This window comes from Phyllobacterium ifriqiyense (assembly GCF_030817885.1).
Lineage (GTDB): Bacteria > Pseudomonadota > Alphaproteobacteria > Rhizobiales > Rhizobiaceae > Phyllobacterium > Phyllobacterium ifriqiyense.
In genome coordinates, this window is record NZ_JAUSZT010000003.1 from 1,844,879 (window position 1) to 1,855,976 (window position 11,098).

At 53.9% G+C, this 11,098-nt stretch carries 10 protein-coding genes; 8 read left to right on the forward strand and 2 right to left on the reverse strand.

The features are described 5' to 3' along the window. Positions 1 to 106: 106 nt before the first annotated feature. Positions 107 to 1,297 (forward strand): acyl-CoA dehydrogenase, encoded by a 1,191-nt coding sequence (locus QFZ34_RS16625; RefSeq protein ID WP_307283030.1) that lies wholly within the window; start codon positions 107 to 109, stop codon positions 1,295 to 1,297. Positions 1,298 to 1,308: 11 nt separating this feature from the next. On the opposite strand, the gene tolA is transcribed toward QFZ34_RS16625, so the two are convergent. Next, the gene (gene tolA / locus QFZ34_RS16630; RefSeq protein ID WP_307283033.1) at positions 1,309 to 1,743 is read right to left on the reverse strand and encodes a cell envelope integrity protein TolA; all 435 of its coding nucleotides are present in this window, start codon (positions 1,741 to 1,743) and stop codon (positions 1,309 to 1,311) included. 5 nt (positions 1,744 to 1,748) lie between these two features. Continuing rightward, a complete protein-coding gene (locus QFZ34_RS16635; RefSeq protein ID WP_307283036.1) occupies positions 1,749 to 2,087 on the reverse strand; it encodes a protein tyrosine phosphatase family protein in 339 nt (112 codons plus the stop codon). Between the two features lie 129 nt (positions 2,088 to 2,216). On the opposite strand from QFZ34_RS16635, the gene QFZ34_RS16640 reads away from it, so the two are divergent. The 7 genes from QFZ34_RS16640 to QFZ34_RS16670 all read left to right on the forward strand — a co-directional run bounded on the left by QFZ34_RS16640 (position 2,217) and on the right by QFZ34_RS16670 (position 11,012). Continuing rightward, on the forward strand, positions 2,217 to 3,113 hold the full coding sequence (locus QFZ34_RS16640) for a LysR family transcriptional regulator (protein WP_115055193.1): 897 nt from the start codon (positions 2,217 to 2,219) through the stop codon (positions 3,111 to 3,113). Positions 3,114 to 3,215: 102 nt separating this feature from the next. Next, entirely contained in the window at positions 3,216 to 3,689 is a 474-nt protein-coding gene (locus QFZ34_RS16645; RefSeq protein WP_307283040.1) for a formate dehydrogenase subunit gamma, read from the forward strand. Beyond that, positions 3,686 to 5,242 carry a formate dehydrogenase beta subunit gene (locus QFZ34_RS16650; RefSeq protein ID WP_307283043.1) on the forward strand — a complete coding sequence of 519 codons (1,557 nt, stop codon included), beginning with the start codon at positions 3,686 to 3,688 and terminating at the stop codon, positions 5,240 to 5,242. Before QFZ34_RS16645 ends, QFZ34_RS16650 begins: the two co-directional genes overlap by 4 nt. Positions 5,243 to 5,251: 9 nt before the next feature. Further along, positions 5,252 to 8,128: a formate dehydrogenase subunit alpha gene (gene fdhF / locus QFZ34_RS16655; protein ID WP_307283046.1), complete on the forward strand. Its 2,877-nt coding sequence runs from the start codon at positions 5,252 to 5,254 to the stop codon at positions 8,126 to 8,128. A gap of 2 nt (positions 8,129 to 8,130) precedes the next feature. After that, positions 8,131 to 9,066 carry a formate dehydrogenase accessory sulfurtransferase FdhD gene (fdhD, locus tag QFZ34_RS16660; protein WP_370878805.1) on the forward strand — a complete coding sequence of 312 codons (936 nt, stop codon included), beginning with the start codon at positions 8,131 to 8,133 and terminating at the stop codon, positions 9,064 to 9,066. Further along, complete coding sequence (locus QFZ34_RS16665) at positions 9,059 to 9,307, forward strand: formate dehydrogenase subunit delta (RefSeq protein WP_115055188.1); 249 nt, start codon at positions 9,059 to 9,061, stop codon at positions 9,305 to 9,307. The genes fdhD and QFZ34_RS16665 overlap by 8 nt, the downstream gene beginning before the upstream one ends. A gap of 49 nt (positions 9,308 to 9,356) precedes the next feature. After that, a complete protein-coding gene (locus tag QFZ34_RS16670; protein ID WP_307283052.1) occupies positions 9,357 to 11,012 on the forward strand; it encodes an OFA family MFS transporter in 1,656 nt (551 codons plus the stop codon). Positions 11,013 to 11,098: the final 86 nt, after the last annotated feature.

Below are 11,098 nucleotides of genomic sequence, written 5' to 3' on the forward strand. Positions count from 1 at the left end.
AATCATGCGCGTCGCTCATCATCCAAGCAAATTTTAGCAATGCCGCGATCTGGTCACCGGTGCGGATTTGATGCTAGGTCTTGTCGCCTATTTGAGGAGAATACCTATGGCAAACTCCAAGCCATCCTTTGTCTGGACGGATCCCTTTTTGTTGGAAGACCAACTGACAGAAGACGAAAGGATGATTCGCGACAGCGCGCGTAGCTTTGCCCAAAGCGAACTTCAGCCGCGTATCGAGGAAGCCTATATGCAGGAAAAGACTGATCCTGCATTATTCCGTCTTATGGGACAATCAGGATTGCTCGGGGTCACTTTGCCGGAGGAATATGGCACGGCAGGTGCGTCATATGTTGCCTACGGACTTGTTGCCCGCGAGGTGGAGCGTGTGGACAGTGGTTATCGGTCGATGATGAGCGTGCAGTCCTCCTTGGTCATGTATCCTATTTATGCCTATGGTTCGGAAGAACAGCGCAAGAAATATCTGCCGAGATTGGCGTCCGGTGAATGGATTGGTTGCTTTGGATTGACAGAGCCGGATGCAGGCTCCGACCCGGCGGGTATGAAGACCCGTGCGACCAAAGTTGCGGATGGCTATAGTATTTCCGGTTCGAAGATGTGGATTTCAAATTCCCCTATTGCCGACGTTTTTGTAGTTTGGGCCAAGTCCGACGCGCATGACGGCCAGATCAAGGGATTCGTGCTGGAGAAAGGCATGAAGGGGCTTTCCGCACCAAAGATTGACGGCAAGCTTTCCCTTCGCGCTTCGATCACCGGTGAGATTGTCATGGATGGCGTTATTGTTGGAGAAGAACAGTTGCTGCCGAATGTGGCAGGTCTGAAAGGTCCATTCGGATGCCTTAATCGCGCTCGCTATGGCATTTCCTGGGGTGTCATGGGCGCCGCTGAAGATTGTTGGCAGGGCACGGTACAATATGGCCTAGACCGTAAGCAGTTCGGTCGACCACTGGCTGCCACACAGCTTTTCCAGAAGAAGTTTGCCGATATGCAGACCGAAATTACGCTTGGTTTGCAGGCTTCATTGCGCGTTGGCCGTCTCATGGACGAGGACCGCATGGCGCCGGAAATGATCAGCCTGGTTAAACGCAATAATTGCGGCAAGGCTTTGGACATCGCGCGCATGGCTCGCGATATGCATGGCGGCAATGGAATTCAGATCGGCTATCATGTCATGCGGCACTCGCAAAATCTCGAAACGGTGAATACCTATGAAGGTACGCACGATGTGCATGCTCTCATTCTGGGTCGTGCACAGACTGGCATTCAGGCGTTTTTCTAGTCAGTGAGCAATTACAGCGAAGACGGCTGAAAGTTGAGTATAATTGTTCGAAGGTTTTCATAAGAACCGGGATTATCCTTTACCGTTTTGAAGGGTGCGCAGCGCTTGATGGCACGCACGGCGCTTAAAGCAAGCTGTTTGCCCATGGTGCCCTTTCCGGTCTTCAAAACTTTGGGGTCTTTGAGTAGCGTCCCGTCTTTCCCGACGCTCACAGCTACCTTTATTTCTGGCAGAGTATCGCCCCGCTTGAAGATGGGCTGAACCCAGCACGCCTGAATCTCTTGCTTCAACCGATCTTCGACAGTGCCGCTCGCCAGCGGCATTGGAGCGCTGTTTTCCAGCATATTATCTATATCGTCGGCAGAAAATGGTTTCTCCTGTGCGCTGCCAGCAACAACGGGCAGCGTCATAAAGAAGACCACAGTCAGCGTGCCGAACAGGCGCACCAACTCTAACCCTTCTGCTGTTGCACAATCCCGTAAATATTGGTTGAGCGGGCGCCTGAGCGACAATAGGCGAGAACCGGGCCTTCAGCTTGTTCAAGCGCGGAAGCCATGGCATCGACATCATCTTGCGTTAGCTGTCCGGCTATAATCGGTACGTAATAAACGGGAATACCGGTCTTTTCTGCGACTTTGGCGATCTCTGCAAAATCTGGCTGGTCTGGCGACTCGCCATCCGGCCGATTGCAGATGAGCGCGCCGTAGCCAGCGGCAACGATATCGCGAACGTCGTCTGGTGAAATCTGACCCGTCACGGCGTAGCGATCGTCAATCTGACGAATATCCATTTTCATGTCCTTGGAAATCGTGGATGTTGAGCGCAACATACATCAAACAAAACTCTTTGCCAGACCAAAGCGGCCCAGCATTAGAAGGCTTGCTCATTTGCTCTAGAGTCTTTGTGGAGGAGAGTCTGGATGATCGACAAGTTGGAATTTTTTATCGCATTGGCTCGCCATAAGCATTTTGGCCGCGCTGCGGAAGAATGCGGTGTGACACAGCCGACGCTTTCAGCAGCAATTCGTCAGCTTGAAAATACGCTGGGCGCTGTTCTTGTTCAGCGCGGCTCGCGGTTCAATGGTTTGACATCCGAGGGTCAGCGCGTGCTCGAATGGGCGCGGCGAATTGTTGGCGACACGAAAACAATGCGTGAAGAAATCCGCGCAGCGCATTTTGGACTGGCCGGACACCTGAAGATTGCCGCCATTCCAACCGCATTGGCCATGGTGTCCAAGCTCACCACGCCTTTCAGAGAGAAGCACCCCGATGTCACCTTTTCCATTACGTCGCGAACATCATTGGAAGTCTTGACGCTGCTCAGTAATTTCGAGATCGATGCCGGTATTAGTTATCTTGATAATGAACCTCTCGGGCGTGTGACCTCGGTCCCGCTTTATTCCGAGCGCTATCAATTGATTACTGCGGCGGGCAATACCTATTCGGACAGGACGTCCGTCACATGGGCCGAGGTGGGTCAACTGCCCCTATGTTTGCTTACGAAAGATATGCAGAACCGCCGGCTTATCAACAAGCACTTGCAGGATGCTGGGGTGGAGGTTCACCCGACACTCGAATCCAATTCGATGATTGTCCTCTTTTCCCATATCCGCACCGGAAAATGGGTTAGCATCATGCCGCTGAATCTTTCTGAGACTCTGGGTTTTGCCGAGCCAATTCGGTCCATTCCGATTGTGGAGCCTGATGCGCGTCATTTGGTGGGATTGGTCACAGCAGATCGGGAGCCTCACACGCCGCTTGTATCAGCCCTCCTTCATGAGGCACGCGCTTTGGCACTCACAATGGAAGTTTTTTGATAGAAATATTCTATCGTTCAACGAGACAATGATATTGATTATATATCAGTTTTTTGATCTGTTCTAAGTCACGAGGAGAAATTAGGGAGGGCGCTGCACAAAATGCAGAGCGCAAGTACCAATATCGCAGCTAGAGCGATAGGCATTATCGATCAATTCAAGGGCAAAGACGGGCCGCTATTACCCATCTTGCACGAGTTGCAGGGTGAGTTTGGTTATGTGCCACAGGAAACGCTTCCTTTGATCGCACATGCCCTCAATATTTCCCGTGCCGAAGTTCACGGCGTATTTTCATTTTATCATGATTATCGCGATCATCCAGGTGGCCGACATGTCCTGAAGCTTTGCCGGGCTGAAGCCTGTCAATCAATGGGCGGCGATGCATTGGCGGACCGCGCGCGCCAGTTGCTTGGCATTGACTGGCATGGCACCACGACAGATGGCGCGGTAACGCTCGAACCGGTTTACTGCCTTGGCCTGTGCGCCTGTGCGCCGGCCGCGATGTTGGATGGCGAAGTTATTGGTCGCCTGGACGCTGAGCGCCTCGATGAAATTGCTGCGGAGGTGCGGCTATGAGCATCACCTTCTATGTCCCGCGTGATTCCGGTGCCTTGGCACTCGGCGCTGAAAAAGTCGCAAAGACGCTCGAAAACGAAATCACCGCACGCAAGCTGGATGCAAAAATCGTACGCAATGGATCGCGTGGCATGTACTGGCTTGAGCCGATGGTCGAGGTCGAAACGCCCGGCGGCCGTGTAGCCTATGGGCCGGTCAAGGCCTCTGACGTTGCAGCCTTGCTCGATGGCGGGTTGGCCGAGGGCAGGGTGCATCCGCTTTGGCTTGGTCTTACAGAGCATCTCCCGTTCTTGTCCAAACAGACACGCCTGACATTTGCGCGTTGTGGCATCACTGATCCAGTCTCGCTTGATGATTATCGCGCCCATGACGGCTTGAAGGGGCTGCAGAACGCTCTGACCTTGTCGCGGGCCGAGATCGTGGCTCAGGTAACCGAATCCGGACTGCGCGGACGCGGAGGTGCTGGCTTTCCGACCGGCATCAAATGGAAAACGGTGCTCGATACTTTGGCACCGCAAAAATATATTGTCTGCAATGCGGATGAGGGCGATAGCGGCACTTTTGCTGATCGTATGATCATGGAAGGCGATCCCTTTGTTCTCATCGAGGGCATGGCGATTGCCGGCATCGCCGTTGAGGCGACCAAGGGCTACATCTACATTCGTTCTGAGTATCCGCATGCCATTGCAGTAATGAATGAAGCCATCGAAGTTGCGCGGAAGGCTGGAGTACTGGGAGCCTCTGTGCTCGGTTCGTCATATGTTTTCGATATCGAGGTTCGCGTCGGCGCCGGGGCCTATGTCTGCGGCGAAGAAACGGCTTTGCTTGAAAGTCTTGAAGGGCGTCGCGGTATCGTACGCGCCAAGCCACCGCTTCCCGCGCATAAGGGCCTGTTTGGCAAACCTACCGTCATCAATAATGTGATTTCCTTGGCCTCGGTGCCTGTTATCATGGACAGGGGGGCGGCGTTCTACAAAGATTTCGGCATGGGCCGCTCACGTGGCACCATTCCGCTGCAAATAGCTGGCAACGTCAAATATGCCGGTCTGTTTGAGGCTGCCTTTGGTCTTACTCTTGGTGAGATCGTGGATGATATTGGCGGCGGCACTGCCACGGGCCGTCCGGTAAAAGCGGTGCAGGTCGGCGGTCCACTGGGTGCTTATTTCCCACGTTCGCTTTTCGACACGCCGTTTGACTACGAAGCCTTTGCAGCCAAGGACGGTCTTATCGGTCACGCCGGATTGGTCGTCTTTGACGACAGTGTCGATATGCTGAAACAGGCACGCTTTGCCATGGAATTCTGCGCTGTGGAATCCTGCGGCAAGTGTACGCCATGCCGTATCGGTTCTACCCGCGGCGTTGAGGTTGTGGATCGCCTTTCAGCCAATATCGAGCCGGAAAAGCAAATCGCGGTTCTCACTGATCTTTGCAATACGATGAAATTCGGCTCGCTCTGTGCCTTGGGCGGTTTCACGCCTTATCCCGTTATGAGCGCTCTTAATCATTTTCCTGAAGATTTTCGCCCGGCACCAATTGCCGTTGCGGCGGAATAGGAGTTCACCATGTCACTGGTTCACGAGATCGACTACGGCACGCCAGCTTCCCTTTCGGAGAAGATGGTCACGCTCACCATTGACGGCAATGAGGTGACGGTTCCCGAAGGAACTTCCCTGATGCGTGCCGCGATGGAAGCAGGCATTCAGGTGCCGAAACTCTGCGCCACCGATATGGTTGATGCATTTGGTTCCTGTCGTCTTTGCCTTATTGAAATCGAAGGCCGCAACGGTACTCCGGCTTCCTGCACCACGCCTGCAATGGAAGGTCTGGTGGTCCATACGCAGACCAAGCGCCTAAAGGATATCCGCAAAGGCGTGATGGAGCTTTATATCTCCGATCATCCGCTCGATTGCCTGACTTGCGCTGCCAATGGCGATTGTGAGTTGCAGGATATGGCAGGTGCGGTGGGCTTGCGCGATGTTCGCTATGGTTACGAAGGCGACAACCATGTTTTCACCAAGGCAGATGGCGTTGCCAATGATCGCTGGATGCCTAAAGATGAAAGCAACCCCTATTTCACCTATGATCCGGCGAAATGCATCGTTTGTTCACGCTGTGTCCGTGCCTGTGAAGAAGTGCAGGGCACATTTGCACTGACGATTGAAGGCCGTGGTTTTTCCAGTCGCGTTTCTCCGGGCATGCACGAAAACTTTCTGGATAGTGAATGTGTTTCCTGCGGTGCCTGCGTGCAGGCATGCCCTACCGCGACACTGACGGAAAAATCGGTCATCCAGATAGGACAACCCGAGCATTCCAAAGTCACGACCTGCGCCTATTGTGGCGTTGGCTGCTCGTTCAAGGCAGAAATGCGTGGTGAGGAACTTGTTCGCATGGTTCCCTACAAGGATGGCAAAGCCAATCGTGGTCACTCCTGCGTCAAAGGCCGCTTTGCCTATGGTTATTCCACACACAAGGATCGCATTCTCAACCCAATGATCCGCGAGAAAATTACAGATCCTTGGCGCGAAGTGAGCTGGGACGAGGCATATAAGTACGTCGCTAATGAATTCCGCCGTCTGCAATATCAATATGGGCGCAATTCCGTTGGCGGCATCACTTCGTCCCGCTGCACCAATGAAGAAACATACCTCGTACAAAAGTTGGTCCGCGCCGGTTTCGGCAACAATAATGTCGATACCTGCGCCCGTGTCTGCCATTCGCCAACCGGCTATGGTCTCAAGACAACCTTCGGTACATCTGCCGGTACGCAGGATTTCGACAGCGTTGAGCATACGGATGTCGTTATGGTCATTGGTGCAAATCCGACCGATGGTCATCCTGTCTTCGCCTCGCGTCTGAAGAAGCGTTTGCGCAAGGGCGCAAAACTCATCGTCGTCGATCCACGCCGGATTGATCTGGTGCGCTCTCCCCACGTCTCTGCAGCCCAACATCTGCAACTGCGCCCGGGCACGAATGTCGCTGTGGTCACATCGCTGGCTCATGTGGTTGTTACAGAGGGTCTTTTCGACGAAAAGTTCATTCGCGAGCGTTGCGATTGGGAAGAGTTCCAGGATTGGGCCGCTTTCGTCTCTAGCCCGGAGCATAGTCCGGAAGCTATCGAAGAATTGACAGGCGTTGACCCGCAAACCCTGCGTGAGGCGGCACGCCTGTTCGCCACTGGTGGCAATGGAGCCATCTATTACGGCCTTGGCGTAACAGAACATAGCCAAGGTTCTACTACGGTCATGGCCATCGCCAATCTGGCAATGGCAACCGGTAATATCGGCCGCAAGGGCGTGGGTGTTAATCCTCTGCGCGGCCAGAATAATGTGCAGGGTTCCTGCGATATGGGTTCGTTCCCGCATGAACTTCCCGGCTACCGCCATGTTTCCGATGAATCGACACGAGATATTTTTGACAAGCTGTGGGGCGTCAAAATTCAGGACGAGCCGGGCTTGCGCATTCCAAACATGCTGGATGCCGCCGTCGACGGCACGTTCAAGGGCATTTACATTCAGGGTGAAGACATCCTGCAGTCAGATCCCGATACGAAACATGTTGCTGCCGGTCTGGAAGCAATGGAATGTGTAGTCGTCCATGACCTGTTTTTGAACGAAACCGCAAACTACGCCCATGTGTTTCTGCCGGGTTCTACATTCCTCGAAAAGGACGGCACTTTTACCAATGCCGAGCGCCGGATTAACCGGGTGCGTAAAGTGATGAGCCCGCTCAATGGATATGCGGATTGGGAAGTTACACAAAATCTTGCCAAAGCGATGGGCCTCAATTGGAACTATACCCATCCGTCACAGGTCATGGATGAAATTGCCATGACCACACCCAGTTTTGCTGGTGTCAGTTATGAGCTGCTTGAAAAAGAAGGTTCGGTTCAGTGGCCGTGCAATGAAAAGGCCCCTCTTGGTACGCCAATCATGCACATTGATGGCTTTGCACGGGGCAAGGGCAAGTTTATCCGCACGGAATATGTTGCGACTGATGAGCGGACGGGACCGCGTTTCCCGCTTTTGCTCACAACAGGCCGCATTCTGTCGCAATACAATGTCGGCGCACAAACACGCCGTACAGACAATGTCATGTGGCATGAAGAGGACCGTTTGGAAATTCATGCGCATGATGCGGAAAATCGCGGCATCCGTGATGGCGATTGGGTGAAGATCAGCAGCCGGTCCGGCGAAACTACCTTGCGCGCGCTTATTACGGATCGTGTCTCGCCCGGCGTGGTCTACACGACCTTCCACCATCCCACGACGCAGGCAAATGTGATCACGACCGACTTCTCCGACTGGGCAACAAACTGTCCGGAGTATAAGGTTACTGCGGTTCAGGTCGGTGCGTCCAACGGACCAAGCGATTGGCAGGTTCAATATGATGAACAGGCCCGCCAAAGTCGCCGGATCAAAATACTCGACGCGGCAGAATAAACGTGGAACAGCGCCCCGCACGCCAACTCGTACCGCGGATCACTCGCCGCTTGAATGGCGCAGTCGCCAGCTATGCCACCGGCGACCGTGCCGTGCCGGAAGAAACACCGGTCGCCTTCAGCTATAATGGCACGACCCATGCGGTCATGATGGCAACCCCTTCTGACATGGAAGATTTTGCCGTTGGTTTCAGTCTTTCCGAAGGCATTATCTCGCGGCTTGAACAGATCGATGAAATCAACATTGAAGACCATGCTGAAGGCATTGATATCCAGATCAGGCTTGCAGGCGAGGCAGGGCAGGATTTGAGTGATCGCCGCCGCCGCATGGCGGGGCCCGTTGGTTGCGGTCTTTGCGGAATTGAATCAATCGAGCAGGCATTGAAACCGGTCTCCTCCGTCGACAAGGTGAAATTGGAACTGGCACCAGATGACATTGCGCAAGCAGTAAGACTGCTTTCAGAAATACAGCCTCTTCACAAGGAAACGGGAGCTGTTCATGCCGCTGGTTTCTATCAACCGGGAAAAGGCATTGTAGCGGCGCGTGAAGATGTCGGAAGACACAATGCGCTCGACAAATTGGCTGGCAATCTGTGCCGCTCGCGCATTGAAGGCAGCAGCGGTGCTATTGTGATAACCAGCCGGGTTTCCATTGAAATGGTCCAGAAGGCAGCGATCATTGGTGCTTCAGTATTGATTGCGGTTTCTGCCCCGACAGCGCTTGCTATTCGCACGGCCCATGCCGCCGGACTAACGCTCGTTGCCTTGGTTCGCGGCGATGAATTTGATGTGTTTACGCGCCCGGAACGTATCCCGGTCGCCGCAGCGCAAATCGGCTCCGACACAGATGAAAAGCCGCAGCGGCCGCATCTCAATCCCGATCCTGCTGCCTCGACCCTTATACAAAGTCCAACTGTTAGATTGGTGCAATATGGATAGTGAAAGCCATAAAACCACGGCGGAAAAACTGGTCTATATGGCCAATCAGATTGCAACCTTCTTTCACTCTCAACCGATGGATGAGGCAGCGGCGGGTGTTGCCGAGCATATCAACCACTTCTGGGAACCGCGCATGCGCCAGCAGCTTTTCGACATACTGGAACAGCCGGACAACGGTCTGGATCCCTTGGTCCTTGAAGCTGCAAAGCAGATACGCAAGCCGGGCACCGTTTCGGCCTGATCCAACTTAATCGCTTGTTTTCTAATGCAAACCTTGGGAGGGGCATTGTATGTCGGCAATTGACCAAACAGCAGAAGGTCCGGTAGGAACCGCTGGAATTCTCGACCGCGAGCGCATTGTCGCCAAGGCGGGTTTCAATCGATGGCTCGTCCCGCCAGCCGCTTTGGCAATTCATTTATGTATCGGCATGGCCTATGGATTCAGTGTTTTCTGGCTGCCATTGTCCCGCTCGATCGGGATTGAACAATCCGTCGCCTGTGCTGATCTCAACCTTGTAACGGCTCTCTTTACGACCAGTTGTGACTGGCGTGTCAGCGATCTCGGCTGGATATACACGCTGTTCTTTGTGCTCCTCGGCTGTTCCGCAGCAATTTGGGGCGGTTGGCTGGAGCGCGCAGGCCCTCGCAAGGCGGGTCTTGTTTCAGCCCTCTGCTGGTGCGGCGGCATGGTCATTGCAGCCATCGGCATCATGACACATCAATTGTGGCTGATGTGGCTTGGCGCAGGCGTTATCGGCGGTATCGGCCTTGGGCTTGGCTATATTTCTCCGGTGTCGACCTTGATCAAATGGTTTCCGGATCGACGTGGCATGGCAACAGGCATGGCGATCATGGGCTTTGGTGGCGGTGCGATGATCGGAGCGCCGCTGGCCAATCTTCTGATGAATTACTTCAAGACACCGGAATCTGTTGGCGTTTGGCAGACTTTGCTTGTCATGGCCGCCGGTTATTTTGTTTTCATGATGTGCGGCGCATTTGGCTATCGTATTCCTCCTGCAAATTGGCGTCCGGAGGGCTGGACCCCGCCCGTTAACGGCAAGGCCATGATTACCACGCGTCACGTCCATTTGCGGGATGCGCACAAGACCAAGCAATTCTGGCTCATTTGGGCCGTACTATGCCTCAACGTATCGGCTGGCATCGGCGTGATCGGCATGGCTTCGCCAATGCTTCAGGAGATATTTGCAGGCAAGCTGATTGGCTTCCCCGATGTCAGTTTTACGCAACTGGACGCATCGCAAAAAACTGCGGTCGCAGCTATCGCGGCTGGTTTTACCGGTTTACTTTCACTGTTCAACATTGGCGGACGCTTCTTCTGGGCGTCACTTTCCGACCGTCTCGGCCGTAAGGCAACCTACTACACCTTCTTTGCGCTGGGCATAGCGCTGTATGCCTTGGCACCGACCGCAGCACATATGGGAAGCCAGGCGCTGTTTGTTGCTATTTTCTGCGTGATCTTGTCGATGTATGGCGGTGGCTTTGCTACTATACCGGCCTATCTCGCCGATATATTTGGAACGCAGTTTGTTGGAGCTATTCATGGCCGCTTGCTGACCGCTTGGGCGACTGCCGGTATCGTGGGACCCGTCGTGGTCAATTACATCCGTGAATTCCAGATCAGTGCGGGTGTCCCGCGTGATCAGGTCTATGATCGAACAATGTATATCCTGGCTGGCATGTTGGCGCTCGGTTTGGTAGCCAATCTGTTCGTGCGGCCATTGGCAGACAAATGGTTCATGTCGGATGCGGAAGTTGCTGCGCTACAGGCCAAGACAAAGGTCGTGGACGCGGGCACAAGCGGATCTTTCGGCATAGGGCATGGCGGTCTCGACGCAAAGGCGGCAATTGCCTGGGCAGCTGTTGGTATCCCGATCCTGTGGGGTGTTTGGGTTACCATCAAACAGGCCATCATTCTCTTCCAGTGAGCAATTGCTCCAGCTCGAAGTAAAAGGCCCTTCGGGGCCTTTTTATTGTAACAATGTCATAGATTTCAGCTGTAAGTTGCATGGTC

What these genes read in the sequence shown, in the direction of transcription:
- QFZ34_RS16635 (WP_307283036.1), bottom strand. Translation starts at nt 2,087, where the DNA reads ATGGATATTCGTCAGATTGACGATCGCTACGCCGTGACGGGTCAGATT.
- QFZ34_RS16650 (WP_307283043.1), top strand. Translation starts at nt 3,686, where the DNA reads ATGAGCATCACCTTCTATGTCCCGCGTGATTCCGGTGCCTTGGCACTC.
- QFZ34_RS16640 (WP_115055193.1), top strand. Translation starts at nt 2,217, where the DNA reads ATGATCGACAAGTTGGAATTTTTTATCGCATTGGCTCGCCATAAGCAT.
- QFZ34_RS16665 (WP_115055188.1), top strand. Translation starts at nt 9,059, where the DNA reads ATGGATAGTGAAAGCCATAAAACCACGGCGGAAAAACTGGTCTATATG.
- QFZ34_RS16670 (WP_307283052.1), top strand. Translation starts at nt 9,357, where the DNA reads ATGTCGGCAATTGACCAAACAGCAGAAGGTCCGGTAGGAACCGCTGGA.
- QFZ34_RS16645 (WP_307283040.1), top strand. Translation starts at nt 3,216, where the DNA reads ATGCAGAGCGCAAGTACCAATATCGCAGCTAGAGCGATAGGCATTATC.
- QFZ34_RS16625 (WP_307283030.1), top strand. Translation starts at nt 107, where the DNA reads ATGGCAAACTCCAAGCCATCCTTTGTCTGGACGGATCCCTTTTTGTTG.
- fdhF (WP_307283046.1), top strand. Translation starts at nt 5,252, where the DNA reads ATGTCACTGGTTCACGAGATCGACTACGGCACGCCAGCTTCCCTTTCG.